Origin of the sequence: Isoptericola hypogeus, assembly GCF_039531145.1 — a bacterium.
Lineage (GTDB): Bacteria > Actinomycetota > Actinomycetes > Actinomycetales > Cellulomonadaceae > Isoptericola > Isoptericola hypogeus.
In genome coordinates, this window is sequence record NZ_BAAAPM010000003.1 from 1,075,074 (window position 1) to 1,090,620 (window position 15,547).

A 15,547-nucleotide genomic window follows, 5' to 3' on the forward strand; every position below is an offset into this window, starting at 1 on the left:
GCGGAGGGGGCGTCCTGCGTCGGCGCGAGGGTCACATCTTGTGGCCGGCAGAGCGCAGCTGCTGCGCGGCCTCGACGATGCGGGCGGCCATGCCGGCCTCGGCCAGCTTGCCCCAGGCGCGCGGGTCGTAGGCCTTCTTGTTGCCGACCTCGCCGTCGATCTTCAGCACGCCGTCGTAGTTCTTGAACATGTGCTCGACGACCGGGCGCGTGAACGCGTACTGCGTGTCGGTGTCGATGTTCATCTTGATGACGCCGTTGTCGACCGCCTCGGAGATCTCCTCGGCCGTGGAGCCCGAACCGCCGTGGAACACGAGGTCGAACGGGTTCTCCTGGCCGATCTCGTCGCCCACGGCCTTCTGGATGTCCGCGAGGATCGACGGGCGGAGCTTGACCGCGCCCGGCTTGTACACGCCGTGCACGTTGCCGAAGGTCAGCGCCGTCAGGTAACGGCCCTTCTCGCCGGCGCCCAGGGCCCGGACCGTGGCCAGGCCGTCCTCGGCGGTGGTGTAGAGCTTGTCGTTGATGGCGGCCTCGTGGCCGTCCTCCTCGCCGCCCACGACGCCGACCTCGATCTCGAGGATGGTGCGAGCGGCCTGCGACAGCTCGAGGAGCTCCGCGGCGATGACGAGGTTCTCGTCGAGGGGGATGTCCGAGCCGTCGAACATGTGCGACTGGAAGGTCGGGTTCTTGCCGGCCTTGACCTGCTCGGCCTCGAGGGCCAGCAGCGGGCGCACCCAGGAGTCGAGGTTCTTCTTGACGCAGTGGTCGGTGTGGATGGCGATGTTCACCGAGTAGTTCTTCGCGACCTCGGTGGCGTAGGCCGCCAGGGCCAGGGAGCCGACGACGCGGTCCTTGATCGTGGCGCCCGAGGCGTACTCGCCGCCGCCCACGGACACCTGGATGATGCCGTCCGACTCGGCCTCGGCGAAGCCCTGGAGCGCGGCGGTGACGGTCTGCGACGACGTGATGTTGACGGCGGGGTAGGCGAACTTGCCGGCCTTCGCCCGGTCGATCATCTCGGCGTAGACCTCGGGGGTTGCGATAGGCATCTGCGGTACTCCAATGACGGGGCGTACGAGGATGCAGCGGGATGCTTCGTCGCGACGGGCGCCGACCCGCATGCATCCGGATTTTCTCACGTCCGGGTCATGGCCGTCACATGCCGTCGGGTCCGTGAGACGGCGGCGCTTGCGGATGGAGCCACCGCGACGCCCAGGCGTGCATCGCGATCGCGGCGGCGGCACCCGCGTTGAGCGATCGGGTCGAGCCGTGCTGCGCGATGTGCACGACGTCCGCGCACGCCGCCTGCGCCTCGGGCGTCAGGCCCGCGGACTCCTGGCCGAAGAGCAGCACGCAGCGCGTGGGCAGGTCGTAGCCCTCCAGCGGGACCGACCCGGGCACGTTGTCGACCCCGACCACGGGCAACCCCGCGGCGGCCGCCCACGCGGCGAGCGCCGCCGCGTCGGGCTGGTGGCGGACGTGCAGGTAGCGGTCGGTGACCATCGCACCGCGCCGGTTCCACCGTCGTCGGCCGACGACGTGCACGCCCGCGGCGTTGAACGCGTTGGCGGTGCGCACGACGGAGCCGATGTTGAGGTCGTGCGCCCAGTTCTCGATGGCGACGTGCAGGGTGCGGTCGGCGGGGCGGCGCGCGTCCAGGTCCGCGACGACCGCCTCGACCGTCCAGTACCGGTACCGGTCGACGACGTTGCGCCGGTCGCCGTGCGCCAGCAGCTCGGGGTCGTAGCGCGGGTCGGCGTCGCCGTCGGGCGTGCGCGGCCAGGCCTCGGGACCGCCCGGCCACGGCCCGACGCCGACCTCGCGGGACGGCTCGTCACGGTGCGCCGCGCCGTCGCTCACCGGCCGGCCAGCCACTGGTCGTAGGTGACTGTGCCCACGGCCCCGTCCGGCACGAGGTTCCGGCCCGCACGGAAGAACTCGCCGAGCGCGCCGGGCAGGGGTACCCCCACGAGGAACCGTCGCGAGCCGTGCGCCCGCCGCCACGCGCGCGCCATGTCTCGCGCGCCGCGAACCTCCGGCCCGCCCACGGTCACGGTCCGGGCGCCCGACGGGCCTGGCCGCGGCGCGACGCCGAGCGGGTCGATCCCCTCCGCCGCGTCCACGAGCGCGCGGGCGACGTCGCGCAGGTCGACGGTCTGGAAGCGGCAGCCGCGCGGGTACGGCAGCAGGCCCAGCCGGGACCAGGCGCCGAGCCTGCTGTCCGGCCCGAAGTAGAGGCTCAGGAACTCGTGGAACTGGGTGGCGCGCACGACCGTCGCGGGCACGGGCCCGGTGGCGTAGACGCGCTCCTGCTCGGCGTGCGCGCGGTAGTAGCCGTACTCGCTGCGGTCCACCCCGGCGATCGACAGCACGACGACGCGCCCGGCGCCCGCGCGGCCCGCGGCCTGCGCGACCCGCCGAGCCCCGGTGGTGAACACCTCCTGCGCGCCCGGCAGCATCCCGTTGCTCGTGTCGACCACCGCGCCGACGCCCTCGAACGCCGTCGAGAGCGCCGCCGCGACCCGCCCCTCGTCGTCGCCGAGGAGGTCCACCGCATGGTGCGCCGCCCCGTCGAGGTCGTCGGGCCGCAGACGCGAGACCACCCGAAGATCGTGCCCGCGGGCCATCGCCTCCCGCACGACGGCCCGGCCCGCCTGACCGGTGCCGCCCACCACCGTGATCGTCGTCATGGGCCCATCCTGGCCCACGCGCGAGGCCGCCTTGCCCACTAGGGTGGCGCCGTGAGCGAGCGGAAGATCGAGTCCTGGCTGACCGACATGGACGGCGTGCTGGTGCACGAGGGGAGGGCGATCCCCGGGGCGCCCGAGTTCGTGCGCGCGCTGCGCGAGGCGGAGCGACCGTTCCTCGTCCTCACGAACAACTCGATCTTCACGCCTCGTGACCTGCGTGCCCGCCTGGCGACGTCGGGCATCGACGTGCCCGAGCAGGCGATCTGGACCTCCGCGCTCGCCACAGCGCAGTTCCTCTCCGACCAGATCCCGAACGGCTCGGCCTACCCGATCGGCGAGGCGGGGCTCACGACGGCGCTCTACGAGGCCGGCTACACGCTCACCGAGTCCGACCCGGACTACGTGGTGCTGGGCGAGACCCGGACGTACTCGTTCGAAGCCCTCACGAAGGCCGTGCGGCTGGTGCGCGACGGCGCCCGGTTCATCGCGACCAACCCGGACACCACCGGCCCCTCGCCGGAGGGCCCGCTGCCTGCCACGGGCGCCGTCGCGGCGATGATCCAGGCGGCCACGGGCCGCTCGCCGTACTACGTCGGCAAGCCGAACCCGATGATGTTCCGCTCCGCGCTCAACCGGATCGAGGCACACTCCGAGTCCACGGCAATGATCGGCGACCGGATGGACACCGACGTCGTCGCCGGCATCGAGGCGGGGCTCGAGACGTTCCTGGTGATGACCGGCTCCACCACCGCCGCCGAGGTGGACACGTTCCCGTTCCGGCCGACGCACGTCGTCGACTCCGTCGCTGACCTGATCGACCGTGTCTGACGCGCCGACGCCGGACGGCCGGGGCCGTCCCCGCAGGGGCACGTGGCTCGCGGTCGCGGCGATCGTCGTGGGCGTGGGCCTGCTCGTGTGGGCACTGCGGCCGATGGGCTACGCCCAGTTCGGCTGGTTCACGTACGCGCAGCCGTCCGAGACCATGCTCACCATCGAGACGACGCCCCCGGAGCTGGTCGCCGCCGCCACCCTCGCGGGGCCGCTGCTCGTGGGTCTCGGCGCCGGGTTCCTGCTGGGCCGCCGCCGCGGTTGACGGCTCGCGCGGCGAGCCGGGGCTCGCCGGTCGGGCGTGTCGCGACCGCCGTGGTCCCGACACGCCCGAAAAGCGATCCTCACAGTCAGGCCAGGCCGAGGTCCGCCAGGTCGAACAGGTAGTGGTACGGCACGCCGAGCGCCTCGATCTTCTCGCCGGCGCCGGTGGCGCGGTCGACGATGGTCGCGCAGCCGAGCACCTCGGCGCCGGCGGCGCGCAGGGCCTCGATGGCGGCGATGGGCGAGCCACCCGTCGTGGTGGTGTCCTCGAGGACGACGACCTTGCGGCCCGCGACGTCGGGTCCCTCGATCTGGCGCTGCATGCCGTGCGCCTTGGCTGCCTTGCGCACGACGAAGGCGTCCAGGTCCTGGCCGCGTGACGCCGCGGCGTGCAGCAGCGCGTCCGCGATCGGGTCGGCGCCGAGCGTGAGCCCGCCGACGGCGTCGACCTCGGCGGTCCCGAGCCCGACCTCCTCGAGGTGGTCGAGCAGCACGTGCCCCACCAGCGGCGCGGCGCGGTGGTGCAGCGTGATGCGACGCAGGTCGACGTAGTAGTCGGCTTCCTTGCCGGAGGAGAGCGTCACCCTCCCGTGCACGACGGCGAGCTCGGTGATGAGGTCTCGCAGCTGCTCGCGGGGGGTCGGGGAGAAGTCGGGAGTCGTCACGGTCCCCCAGCGTACGGGGCGCGGCCGGGACACGGGATCCCGCGCGGACACCGGGCCGAACGCGGCCGCACGCGTACCTGGCACGCGATGTGTATAGGCAACACCGCGTGTATGCCCTACACTCGTGTACGCCATACACACTCCATCGTCGAGGGGACCGGCCATGAACGACCCGATGATCGCCGTGCAGGGGCTACGCAAGTCCTACGGGCGCACCGCCGTGCTGCGCGGCGTCGACCTCACCGTGCGGCGCGGCGAGATCTTCGCGCTGCTCGGCCCGAACGGCGCGGGCAAGACCACCACCGTCAACATCCTCACCACCCTGGTGCGCCCCGACGGCGGCACCGCCACGATCGCGGGCGCCGACGTCGTCCGGCACCCGGCGGACGTCCGCCGCAGCATCGCGCTGACCGGCCAGTACGCGTCGGTCGACGAGTTCCAGACGGGCGAGGAGAACCTCGTGATGATGGCGGACCTCGCCCACCTGCCGAAGCGCACCGTGCGCCGCCGCGCGCACCAGCTGCTCGAGCGGTTCGACCTCACCGACGCCGCCCGCCGCCGCGTCGGCACCTACTCCGGCGGCATGCGGCGCCGTCTCGACCTGGCCATCAGCCTCGTCGCCGACCCGCAGGTGCTCGTGCTCGACGAGCCGACCACCGGCCTCGACCCGGCCTCGCGGTCCCAGCTGTGGGAGGTCGTCCGCGGGCTCGCGGCCGACGGCACGACGATCCTGCTCACCACCCAGTACCTCGAGGAGGCCGACCGCCTCGCCGACACGATCGCGGTCCTGGCCGACGGGCGGATCGCCGCGCGCGGCACGGCGGCCGAGCTCAAGGCGCTCGTCGCCGGCGACCAAGTGCGCGTCGCCTTCGATGACGCGGCGAGCCTCACCGCCGCCCGCGGCCTCGCCGTCGCCGGGCTCGACGCCGCGGAGACGGACGACAAGGCCCTGGCCCTGACGTTCCCCAGCGCCGAGCCCGTCCGCACGATCCGCCAGGTGCTCGAGCAGGCGGAGTCCCGCGGCGTCGCCGTCGCCGCCGTGAGCGTCGTCAAGCCGACGCTCGACGACGTGTTCCTCGCCCTCACCGGCGCGCACGCCGCGCCGGGCGCGACGGGCGGCTCCGCGCCCACCGGCACCACCGACCGCCCCACCCCCGAGGAGGCCCTGCGATGACCACCACCCTGCCGGCACCCCGTGCCGCGACCGCCACCCGACCGCCCGCCGGCCGGGCCCGCCGCGGCGCCCCGCTGCGCGACGTCGGGACGATGGCCCGGCGCGAGGCCCGGCGCTCCCTGCGCTCCGTCGACGGCCTGATCACGGCGTTCGTGCTGCCCGTGATGATCATGTCCGTGTTCGTCGTCATCTTCGGGGGCGCGATCTCCGGCGGCTCCGGCGACTACATCGACTACGTGGTGCCGGGCGTCCTCGTCATGTGCCTGGGCATGAACTCCGCCACCGCCGCCACCGGCGTCGCGCAGGACATGACCTCCGGGACGATCGACCGCTTCAAGACGCTCCCCATCTTCAGCTCGTCCGCCCTGTGGGGCCACGTCATCGCGAGCGTCGTCCGCAACCTCGCCTCGGTGGTCGTGGTGCTCCTCGTGGCCGTCGCCTACGGGTTCGGGCCCGGCGCCGACCTCGGCGAGTGGCTGGGCTTCGTCGCCTTCGCCGTGCTCTCCGTGCTGACGTTCACGTGGATCAGCGTCACGCTCGGGCTCGTGCTCAGCGTCGAGGCCTCGATGTCGGTGAACATGATCTTCCTGTTCGTGCCGTACCTCAGCTCGGGCTTCGTCGAGGTCTCGACGATGCCGGACTGGCTGCACGGATTCGCCGAGAACCAGCCGTTCACGCCGATCATCGAGTCGGTGCGCGGCCTGCTGATGGGCGCGCCGGACGCCGGCACGATCCTCACCGGGTGCGCGTGGCTCGTGGGCTTCCTCGCCGTGAGCATCGTCGTCGGGGGCGTGCTCTACCGGCGCCGGACCGCCCGCTGAGCGCGGAGTCGCCGGTCGAGCCCGTCCAGACCCCGACCTGGTCCCGACAGGCTCGACCGGCGCAGCCGTTCGGGGATGATGAGGCCATGACGGACACGCCGGAGACGGACTCGCCCGACACCGACCTGCCCGAGCTGCCGCCGCGCCTCGCGCTCGCGTGGGGCGTGGCGGAGCGGCCGGAGCGGGTGCCCCGGCGCGAGCTCAGCATCGAGCGGATCGTCGAGGCCGCCGTCGAGATCGCCGACGCCGAGGGGCTGGCGGGCGTCTCGATGGCCCGGGTGGCCAAGAGCCTCGGCTTCACGACCATGTCGCTGTACCGGTACGTCACCAGCAAGGACGACCTGCTGCTGCTCATGCAGGAGGTCGCGTTCGTCGTCGAGTTCCCCCCGGCTCACGAGCCCGCCGACTGGCGCGCCGAGCTCCGCGAGTGGGCGCTGTTCATCCTCGCGACGTACCGGCAGCACCCGTGGGTGCTGGACATCCCCATCACCGGCGCGCCGATGACGCCCGGCAACCTCCGGTTCCTGGACGTGGGCCTGCGCGCGCTGCGGTCGGCCCCGCTGGCCGACGACGAGAAGATCGCCACCATCCTGCTCGTCACCGGGTACGCCCGGAACGCCGCCGCGCTCGGCCGCGACCTGGAGCGGGCCATCTCCGAGGCCGGCGGCGACGACGGGGCGCTGGGTCCCGCTTTCACCGACGCGCTGCGGCACCTCGTGGACGAGGTCCGCTTCCCGTACCTGCGCCCGCTCGTGGAGCGCGGGACCTACGTCCCGGACAGCGAGGGACTGGACGAGATCGACGACGTCGCCTGGGGGCTGGAGCGCACGCTCGACGGCATCGCAGCCGTCATCGCGAGCAAGGGCTCGACGACGCCGGAGGACGGACCCGCCCCTGCGGCGACTTCCGCCGACGAGGACGATCTCGCCGAGGCGACGGCCCTGGTGCAGGCCTATGCCTCCGACGCGCGGGTGAAGAAGGCCGCGGCCAAGCGCAAGGAGGCCGACAAGCGCGTCCGGGAGGCGCAGAAGCGGGTGCGCGAGCTGGAGAAGGCCCTGCGCGACGCCCACAAGACGGAGGCCGAGGTCGCGCGCGCCGCGGCGGAGAAGGCCCGCACCGCCGGCTGAGGCCGCTGCCTCGCCGTCGGCCGACCGAAGGTCAGCGGTACTTGCCGACCGCCCGCACGGCGGCTCGCGGGGCGAGGCGCAGCAGGGCGGACGCCGCCTTGTAGCGCACGGACGGCGTCGAGATGACGAGGCCGCGACGCACGTCCGCGAGCGCCTCGGACACCACGGCCGGGGCCTCCAGCCAGCCGACGTCGGGGATCGCGCTCATGTCGACGCCGGCGCGGTCGTGGAACTCGGTGTGCACGAACCCGGGGCAGACGACGGTCGCGGTGACGCCCGTGCCCTTGAGCTCGACGGCCAGACCCTCGGTGAAGGAGCGCACGTACGCCTTCGCGGCGGCGTACGTGCCGCCCGCGGTGAGCGCCGCGACCGACGCGACGTTGAGGATGGCGCCGCGCCCGCGGGCCGTCATCTGGCCGGCCGCCGCGTGCGAGAGCACCAGCACCGCCCGCACCATGACGTCGAACGCGGCGAGCTCGACGCCCAGGTCCCCGTCGACGAACCGCTGCGCCGTGGCCACCCCGGCGTTGTTGACCAGCAGCCCGACCGGGCGGCGGTCGTCGCCGTCCTCGTCGCCCGTGATCGCGAGCCGCTCAGCCACGCGCGCGACGTCGTCCGGCTGCGACAGGTCGGCGGGCAGCACCTCGACGCGCACCCCGGCCGCGGCCCGCACCTGGTGCGCAAGCTTCTCCAGCCGTTCGACGTCGCGCGCCACGAGCACCACGTCATGGCGTGCGGTGGCGAGCTGCCAGGTGAACTCCAGTCCGAGGCCGGCCGTGGCGCCGGTGACGAGCGCGGTACCCATGGCAGGCAGCCTAGTGGCTGGGCCGGGAGGTCCAGCGAGGGCGCGACCTCGCGGACGCGCCGCACGGCGCGGCGCACGCCGCGGGGTTGACCCTCACGCGGCGTCAGGCTTCAGGCTGGCCGCATGACCGACACCTTCCCCGCCTTCTCCATCAGCCCCGTGCCCCTGCCCGGCCCCGGGGTCCAGCCGCCCGAGCTGTTCCGCGGCATCTACGGCATGCCGATGTTCGTCAACGTCCCGACCCACGACCTCGAGGCGTCCACCGACTTCTGGGTGAACGGCCTCGGCTTCTTCGAGTTCTTCGCCGCGCCGGGCACGGTGGTGCACCTGCGCCGCTGGGCGTTCCAGGACGTGCTGCTCGTGCCCGCCGCTCCCGCCACCGAGGCCGGCCCGCTGAGCGTGAGCTTCTCGTGCGTGCAGGGCGAGATCGACGAGATCGCGGCTGCCTGCGAACGCGTCGCGCCCGGCTCGACCACAGGGCCGCGGCTGCAGCCGTGGGGCACGCTCGACCTGGAGGTCATGACCCCCGAGCGGACCCGCGTCGTCATGACCGCCGCCCGACCGTGGGACCCGACCAGCCCGGAGGCCCGGAACGTGCGCGACGAGCTGGGCTTCGGCGCCGAGGGGTGACCGGCCCCGCGGGCGGGTCCGCGGGCTCCGCGGGCAGACTGGGCGCCATGGCGTCCCGACCCGCACCCGCCGACGGCGCCGGCGGGCTGACCGTCGGCGCCGCCGCGCGCGCGGCAGGCGTCACCGTCCGCACGCTGCACCACTGGGACGCGGTGGGCCTGGTCCGGCCGTCGGCGCGCACCCCCGCCGGGTACCGGCTGTACGCGCCGTCGGACCTCACGCGCGTGCACCGCGTGGTCCTCTACCGCGAGCTCGACGTGCCCCTGGAGGAGATCGCCGCGCTGCTCGACGCGCCCGAGGGCGCGGACGTGTCCCTGCGCCGCCAGCGCGACCTGGTGCGCGAGCGCCTGCGTCGCCTGGAGCGGGCAGGTGCCGCCCTCGACCGGCTGATCGAGGCGCGCAAGCGCGGCGTCCTGCTGTCCCCCGAGGAGCAGACCGCACTGTTCGGCGACCGCTGGCAGCCCGGGTGGGCGGCCGGGGCCCGCGAGCGGTGGGGCGACACGGAGCAGTGGGCCCAGTTCGCCGAGCGCGCGGCCGCCCGCACCGCCGACGACTGGCAGGAGATCGCGGCCGAGGCCGACGCCGTCCTCGCCGCGCTGGCCGACGCGATGGGCCGGGGCGTGCGGCCGGGGAGCCGCGAGGCGGACGCCCTGGCCGAGCGCCACCGCGCGTCGCTCGGCGCGTACTTCGACGTCCCGCACCCGAGGCACGTCGTCATCGGCCGCATGTACGCGGCGGACGCCGACTTCACCGCCCAGCACGACGCCCTCCGGCCCGGGCTCACGGCGTGGCTGCGCGAGGTGATCGACGCCAACGCCCGCGCACACGGCGTCGATCCGGAGACCGCGACCTGGGGGTGACGCGCCGCCGGCCTCCGCCCGCGCCCCGGCGACGCCCGGGGCTGCCGGTACCCTGACGCCCGTGCGACTGGCCACCTGGAACGTGAACTCCGTCCGCGCCCGCGTCGACCGGGTGGTCGCCTTCCTGGAGCGGTCGCAGACCGACGTCCTGGCGATCCAGGAGACCAAGTGCCGCGACGAGCAGTTCCCCGTCGGCGCGTTCGAGGCCGCCGGGTACGAGGTTGCGCACGTCGGGCACTCGGCCTGGAACGGCGTCGCGATCGCCTCGCGGGTCGGGATCGCCGACGTCGAGGCGCAGTTCGCCGGGCAGCCCGGCTTCGCCAAGCCCGCGGTGCCCGCCGCCGACGACGCGCCCGCGGAGGCCCCCGACCCGGAGCCCGCGGCGACGCTGCTCGACGTCCCGCCGCCCGTCGAGGCCCGTGCGCTGGGCGCGACCTGCGGCGGGGTGCGCGTGTGGTCGCTGTACGTGCCGCACGGCCGCGCCGTCGCCGACCCGCACTACGCTTACAAGCTGGCCTGGCTGGGCGCGCTGCGGCGCGCCGCGGCGGACTGGCTCGCCGACGACGCGGCGGCGCAGGTCGCCCTGGTCGGCGACTGGAACGTCATCCCGCTCGACACCGACGTCTACGACCCGGCGGCGTTCGCGGGGCACACGCACGTCACCCCGGCCGAGCGGGAGGCGTTCGCGGCCTTTGCCGACGCCGGCTACGCCGAGGTCACCCGGGAGCACCTGCCCGCCGAGCACACCTACACCTACTGGGACTACCAGCAGCTCGCCTTCCCCCGGAACAAGGGCCTGCGCATCGACTTCGCGTACACCTCGCCGGCGCTGCGCGAGCGCGTTACCGGCGTCGTGATCGACCGGGACGAGCGCAAGGGCAAGGGCGCCAGCGACCACGTGCCGGTGATCGTCGACCTCGCCGACGCCGCGACTCCCGCGCCGCGGGGCTCCCGCGCGTGAGCCCGCACGAGCCGCCGGCCCCGGAGCCGGACGTCCCGGAGCCGGACGCCTCGGGATCGGCGGGGCCCGACGGGCCGACGTTCGCCTCGCCGACCCCGCCCGGCGCGCTGCCCACCGCCGGCCTGGACGACGTGCGCCTCCCGCCGCCGGCGGACGACTCCCCCACGGCCGCACGGCCGAACGACGGCGCGACGCCGTCCGGCGCCGGCCCGGCCCCGACGCGCCGTCCCCGCCGACGGGCCGCCACCCTCGCCGCGGGCGGGCTCGTCGCCGCGCTGCTGGTGGCGACGGGTGTCGCGCTGGGCGTCGACGCCGCCCGGGACGGCGCGTGGGCGCCGGTGTCCGCCGACGTCACGGAGCCGCGCGAGGTGAACGCGGTGCAGCTCGTGCTCGGCTCGTGCGTGGCCGACCTGCCCGCCGACGGCCCCGTGGGCCGCGTCCTGGTCGTGCCGTGCACGGACCGCCACGAGGCGCAGGTCGTGGGCCGCTCGGACGCCGAACCGGGCGCCGTCTGGCCCGGGGCGGACGACGCCGCGGCGGGCTCCGCGCGGACGTGCGGTCCGGCGCTCCTCGGCCCCGAGGGACGCGAGGAGGCCGACGCGCTGCGGTTCGTCGTCTGGGCGCCGACGGAGGCGTCGTGGGAGGCGGGCGACCGCGCCGGGCTGTGCCTCGCGGCGGCCACCTCCGCCCGGTCGGGATCGCTCTTGTCCTGAGCGCCCGCCGTCAAGCCCGTGACAGTGACGTTCGACACACTGTTGCCTCCGGCTGGCGTGCCGGGATGTCCCCAGGATGTCCGGCTCGTCCTGCACGAATGCCGACGATCGGCGCCGACATCTCGACACGCCGCTCGTTATCGGAACGTGACCCCGGGGGCGTCGGCGGGTTAGCGTCCCTCGACCGTCCACGACGCCCGTGGGCGGCGGCCAGGACGCAGCCGAGTGCTGCCGGCGTCCCGGCGACACCTCGAACTCACGGCAGCAGCGGGAGAACCAACATCGACCGGGCACCACGACGACGAAAGTCGCCGGCACGGTCTAGGGGTTAAGCCGTCCCCGGACGGCGGGCCACCGATCTCGGCCTCATCCGACAGCTCATCTCGCAGGCTCGAGAGGTCAATACTCATGCCCACTTCCCTCGATCGCGCGCGCCCCGGCACTGCCGCCGTCGCCGCGTCCCGCCCCCGACGTGCCGTCGTCGCCCTCGGCCTCGTCGCCGCCCTGACCGGCGGCGGTCTCGTCGCCCAGGCCTCCGAGGCGTCGGCGGCCCCGGCGTCCACCACCGTCCACACCGCCAAGCCGCAGCCGCACACGGCGTTCACCGCCAGCAAGCGGACCATCAAGCAGGGCGCGGGTGCCGCCGCGCGGCCCGTGTACAAGGTCGCCGTGAAGCGGTCCGGCGACGCCGTCTCCGGGCGCGCGAAGCTCGTCATCAACGGCAAGGTCGTGGCCAACCACAAGCTCAAGCACGGCAAGTCGTCCTTCAAGCCCTCGTGGAAGAAGTACAAGGCCGGCAAGAACCGCGTCCGGGTCTACGTCGACCCGAGCAGCAGCATGCTGCGGGGCGTCTCCACGCGCACCCTCCCCGTGCAGGCGAAGAAGAAGGTGAACCGCGGCGCCAAGATCGTGGCCGTCGCCAACGCGCAGGTGGGCGACCGCTACGTCTACGGCGCGTCCGGCCCGAGCGCCTTCGACTGCTCCGGCTTCACCAGCTACGTCTACAAGAAGGCCGTCGGCAAGTCCCTGTCCCGCTCGTCCTCCGCGCAGCGGACGCAGGGCCGCCAGGTCTCCCGGTCCAGCGCGAAGCCCGGCGACCTCATCTGGACGCCCGGCCACGTGGCGATCTACATCGGCAAGGGCAAGCAGATCGAGGCCGCCCGCCCCGGCGTCGGCGTCGTCAAGCGGCACATCTGGCAGGACAACCCGCGGTTCATCCGCATCTGACCCCACCGGCCACGGGCCCAGCCGCAACGAGCGTGCTGACTCGTTCCTCAGACGATCCGTTCGAGGAACGAGTCAGCACGCTCGTTGTCCTTCTGGGCCAGCGCCGGGGCGGGATCAGCCGGTCGCGGGGACCTGCGCGCGCGGCGTCACGACCAGCCCCGCCGCGTCGGGCTCGCGGTCCACGACGACGATGTCGCCGTCCGTGACCTCGCCCGCGAGCAGCCGCCTGGCGAGGCGGTCGCCGATCTCGCGCTGCACCAGGCGGCGCAGGGGCCGGGCGCCGTACGCAGGGTCGAAGCCCTCGAGGGCCAGCCACTCGCGCGCCGCGTCCGTGACCTCGACGCCGATGCGCCGGTCGGCGAGCCGGCGCGCGAACGCGTCGACCTGCAGGTCCACGATCCGGCCCAGCTCGTCGACGTCCAGCGCGTCGAAGACCACCACGTCGTCGAGCCGGTTGAGGAACTCCGGCTTGAACGACGCCCGCACCGCCGACATCACGGCCTCGTGCTTCGCCTCGTCGTCCAGCGTCAGGTCCACGAGGAACTGCGATCCGAGGTTCGACGTCAGCACGAGGATGGTGGAGCGGAAGTCCACCGTGCGGCCCTGGCCGTCGGTGAGACGGCCGTCGTCGAGCACCTGCAGGAGAAGGTCGAAGACCTCGGGGTGCGCCTTTTCCACCTCGTCCAGCAGGACGACGGAGTACGGCCGGCGTCGCACGGCCTCGGTGAGCTGGCCGCCCTCCTCGTAGCCGACGTACCCCGGGGGCGCGCCGACCAGGCGGGCCACCGCGTGCTTCTCGGAGTACTCCGACATGTCGATGCGCACCATGGCGCGCTCGTCGTCGAACAGGAAGTCCGCGAGCGACTTGGCGAGCTCGGTCTTGCCGACGCCCGTGGGGCCGAGGAACAGGAACGAGCCCGTGGGCCGGTCGGGGTCGGCGACGCCGGCCCGCGAGCGCCGCACCGCGTCGGACACGGCGCGCACGGCGTCCCGCTGGCCGATGAGGCGCTCGCCGATGACGTCCTCCATGGCCAGGAGCTTCTCGGACTCGCCCTGCAGCAGGCGCCCGGCGGGGATGCCGGTCCACGCGGAGACCACCTCGGCGATCTCGTCCGCGCCGACCTTGTCGGCGATCATCGGCGCCTCGTGGGCGGCCTCGCCCGCCTCGGTCGTCGAGGCCTCGGCCCGTTCCGCGTCCGCGAGCTCCCGCTCGACCGCGGGGATGTCGCCGTACTGGATGCGCGCGGCGCCCTCCAGGTCGCCCTCGCGGAGCCTGCGCTCGGCGTCGACGCGGAGCTGGTCGAGTCGGGCACGCAGGTCGCCGACACGGTTGTGGCCGGCCTTCTCGGACTCCCAGCGTGCGGTGAGCCCCGCGAGCTCCTCGCGCTTGTCGGCGAGGTCGGCACGCAGCCGCTCGAGGCGGTCGACGCTCGCGGCGTCCGTCGACTCGGACAGCACGACCTCCTCCATCTCGAGGCGCGTCACGGCGCGCTGCAGCTCGTCGATCTCGACGGGCGAGGAGTCGAGCTCCATGCGCAGCCGGCTGGCGGCCTCGTCGACCAGGTCGATCGCCTTGTCGGGCAGCTGGCGCCCGGAGATGAACCGGTCGGACAGGCTCGCGGCGGCCACCAGCGCGGAGTCGGCGATCGTCACCTTGTGGTGCGCCTCGTACCGCTCCTTGAGCCCGCGCAGGATGGCGACGGTGTCCTCGACGGACGGCTCGCCGACGAAGACCTGCTGGAAGCGGCGCTCCAGGGCCGGGTCCTTCTCGAGGTGCTCGCGGTACTCGTCGAGCGTCGTGGCGCCGACCATGCGCAGCTCGCCGCGGGCGAGCATCGGCTTGAGCATGTTGCCGGCGTCCATGGCGCCCTCGCCGCCCGCGCCCGCCCCGACGACGGTGTGCAGCTCGTCGATGAAGGTCACGACCTCGCCGTCGGACGCGGTGATCTCCTCGAGCACGGCCTTGAGCCGCTCCTCGAACTCGCCGCGGTACTTCGCGCCCGCGACCATGCCGGCCAGGTCGAGCGCGACGAGGCGCTTGCCCTGGAGCGAGTCGGGGACGTCGCCGGCGACGATGCGCTGGGCGAGGCCCTCGACGACTGCTGTCTTGCCGACGCCGGGCTCGCCGATGAGCACGGGGTTGTTCTTGGTGCGGCGGCTGAGCACCTGCACGACCCGGCGGATCTCGGAGTCGCGGCCGATGACCGGGTCGAGCTTGCCGTCGCGGGCCTGCTGCGTGAGGTCGGTGCCGTACTGCTCGAGCGCCTTGTAGGTCCCTTCGGGATTCGGGCTGGTGACGCGGCCGGAACCCCGGACGGCGGGCAGCGCGGCGCGCAGCGCGTCGGCCGTCGCTCCCGCCTCGGCGAGCGCCTGAGCCGCCGACGAGTGACCCGCCGCGATGGCGATCAGCAGGTGCTCGGTGGAGACGTACTCGTCGCCGAGCGCCTCGGCCTCCTTGCCTGCGACGTCGAGCATCGAGGTGGTGGCACGCGACGCCCGCGGCTCGGCGACGGCGGAACCGCTGGCGGCGGGGAGGGCGACGAGGGCCGCACGGGTGCGCTGCCCGATCACCTGCGGGCTCGCGCCGACGGCCTCGAGCAGCCCCACGGCGACGCCGCCGCTCTGCTGCAGCAGGGCGGAGAGCACGTGCACGGGCTCGAGCTGCGGGTTGCCTGCCGCGGACGCCGTCTGGACGGCGTCGCCGAGCGCCTGCTGCGACATGGTCGTGAGCTTGATGTCCATGGAACCTCCGGGACGACACGGGGAAACGACTGATCGGA

16 protein-coding genes and 1 riboswitch are annotated in these 15,547 nt (G+C 74.0%); of the genes, 10 read left to right on the forward strand and 6 right to left on the reverse strand.

Annotation, left to right across the window (positions count from 1 at the left end; all coding sequences use genetic code 11):
• Positions 1 to 31 precede the first annotated feature (31 nt).
• The 3 genes from fbaA to ABD254_RS07110 all read right to left on the reverse strand — a co-directional run bounded on the left by fbaA (position 32) and on the right by ABD254_RS07110 (position 2,692).
• Positions 32 to 1,051, reverse strand: a complete 1,020-nt coding sequence (gene fbaA, locus ABD254_RS07100; protein WP_344247006.1) for a class II fructose-bisphosphate aldolase — start codon at positions 1,049 to 1,051, stop codon at positions 32 to 34.
• Between the two features lie 106 nt (positions 1,052 to 1,157).
• Positions 1,158 to 1,862 carry a TrmH family RNA methyltransferase gene (locus tag ABD254_RS07105; RefSeq protein WP_344247008.1) on the reverse strand — a complete coding sequence of 235 codons (705 nt, stop codon included), beginning with the start codon at positions 1,860 to 1,862 and terminating at the stop codon, positions 1,158 to 1,160.
• Positions 1,859 to 2,692 (reverse strand): SDR family oxidoreductase, encoded by an 834-nt coding sequence (locus ABD254_RS07110; RefSeq protein ID WP_344247010.1) that lies wholly within the window; start codon positions 2,690 to 2,692, stop codon positions 1,859 to 1,861. Before ABD254_RS07110 ends, ABD254_RS07105 begins: the two co-directional genes overlap by 4 nt.
• Before the next feature lie 87 nt (positions 2,693 to 2,779).
• Between ABD254_RS07110 and ABD254_RS07115 the strand changes: the two genes are divergently transcribed.
• Together ABD254_RS07115 and ABD254_RS07120 are read left to right on the forward strand one after the other, a co-directional pair.
• On the forward strand, positions 2,780 to 3,520 hold the full coding sequence (locus tag ABD254_RS07115; protein WP_344248516.1) for an HAD-IIA family hydrolase: 741 nt from the start codon (positions 2,780 to 2,782) through the stop codon (positions 3,518 to 3,520).
• Positions 3,513 to 3,785: a hypothetical protein gene (locus tag ABD254_RS07120; protein WP_344247012.1), complete on the forward strand. Its 273-nt coding sequence runs from the start codon at positions 3,513 to 3,515 to the stop codon at positions 3,783 to 3,785. Before ABD254_RS07115 ends, ABD254_RS07120 begins: the two co-directional genes overlap by 8 nt.
• Before the next feature lie 85 nt (positions 3,786 to 3,870).
• On the opposite strand, the gene pyrE is transcribed toward ABD254_RS07120, so the two are convergent.
• Positions 3,871 to 4,449, reverse strand: a complete 579-nt coding sequence (gene pyrE / locus ABD254_RS07125; RefSeq protein WP_344247014.1) for an orotate phosphoribosyltransferase — start codon at positions 4,447 to 4,449, stop codon at positions 3,871 to 3,873.
• 163 nt (positions 4,450 to 4,612) lie between these two features.
• Between pyrE and ABD254_RS07130 the strand changes: the two genes are divergently transcribed.
• The 3 genes from ABD254_RS07130 (at position 4,613) to ABD254_RS07140 (ending at position 7,571) form a co-directional block, all read left to right on the forward strand.
• Positions 4,613 to 5,623 (forward strand): ATP-binding cassette domain-containing protein, encoded by a 1,011-nt coding sequence (locus ABD254_RS07130; protein WP_344247016.1) that lies wholly within the window; start codon positions 4,613 to 4,615, stop codon positions 5,621 to 5,623.
• A complete protein-coding gene (locus ABD254_RS07135; protein WP_344247018.1) occupies positions 5,620 to 6,444 on the forward strand; it encodes an ABC transporter permease in 825 nt (274 codons plus the stop codon). Before ABD254_RS07130 ends, ABD254_RS07135 begins: the two co-directional genes overlap by 4 nt.
• An 86-nt stretch (positions 6,445 to 6,530) precedes the next feature.
• A complete protein-coding gene (locus ABD254_RS07140; RefSeq protein ID WP_344247020.1) occupies positions 6,531 to 7,571 on the forward strand; it encodes a TetR/AcrR family transcriptional regulator in 1,041 nt (346 codons plus the stop codon).
• 31 nt (positions 7,572 to 7,602) lie between these two features.
• Here ABD254_RS07140 and ABD254_RS07145 read toward each other — a convergent pair whose 3' ends face one another.
• The gene (locus ABD254_RS07145; protein ID WP_344247022.1) at positions 7,603 to 8,376 is read right to left on the reverse strand and encodes an SDR family NAD(P)-dependent oxidoreductase; all 774 of its coding nucleotides are present in this window, start codon (positions 8,374 to 8,376) and stop codon (positions 7,603 to 7,605) included.
• Between the two features lie 123 nt (positions 8,377 to 8,499).
• On the opposite strand from ABD254_RS07145, the gene ABD254_RS07150 reads away from it, so the two are divergent.
• The 5 genes from ABD254_RS07150 to ABD254_RS07170 all read left to right on the forward strand — a co-directional run bounded on the left by ABD254_RS07150 (position 8,500) and on the right by ABD254_RS07170 (position 12,767).
• Entirely contained in the window at positions 8,500 to 9,006 is a 507-nt protein-coding gene (locus ABD254_RS07150; RefSeq protein WP_344247024.1) for a VOC family protein, read from the forward strand.
• Between the two features lie 47 nt (positions 9,007 to 9,053).
• A complete protein-coding gene (locus ABD254_RS07155) occupies positions 9,054 to 9,866 on the forward strand; it encodes a MerR family transcriptional regulator (protein WP_344247026.1) in 813 nt (270 codons plus the stop codon).
• A 61-nt stretch (positions 9,867 to 9,927) separates the two neighbouring features.
• Positions 9,928 to 10,827 (forward strand): exodeoxyribonuclease III, encoded by a 900-nt coding sequence (locus ABD254_RS07160; RefSeq protein WP_344247028.1) that lies wholly within the window; start codon positions 9,928 to 9,930, stop codon positions 10,825 to 10,827.
• Complete coding sequence (locus ABD254_RS07165; protein WP_344247030.1) at positions 10,824 to 11,540, forward strand: septum formation family protein; 717 nt, start codon at positions 10,824 to 10,826, stop codon at positions 11,538 to 11,540. Before ABD254_RS07160 ends, ABD254_RS07165 begins: the two co-directional genes overlap by 4 nt.
• Before the next feature lie 243 nt (positions 11,541 to 11,783).
• Positions 11,784 to 11,947: riboswitch (cyclic di-AMP (ydaO/yuaA leader) on the forward strand.
• A gap of 1 nt (position 11,948) precedes the next feature.
• Positions 11,949 to 12,767: a C40 family peptidase gene (locus tag ABD254_RS07170; protein ID WP_344247032.1), complete on the forward strand. Its 819-nt coding sequence runs from the start codon at positions 11,949 to 11,951 to the stop codon at positions 12,765 to 12,767.
• Between the two features lie 114 nt (positions 12,768 to 12,881).
• On the opposite strand, the gene clpB is transcribed toward ABD254_RS07170, so the two are convergent.
• Entirely contained in the window at positions 12,882 to 15,509 is a 2,628-nt protein-coding gene (clpB, locus tag ABD254_RS07175) for an ATP-dependent chaperone ClpB (protein ID WP_344247034.1), read from the reverse strand.
• Between the last annotated feature and the right edge of the window lie 38 nt (positions 15,510 to 15,547).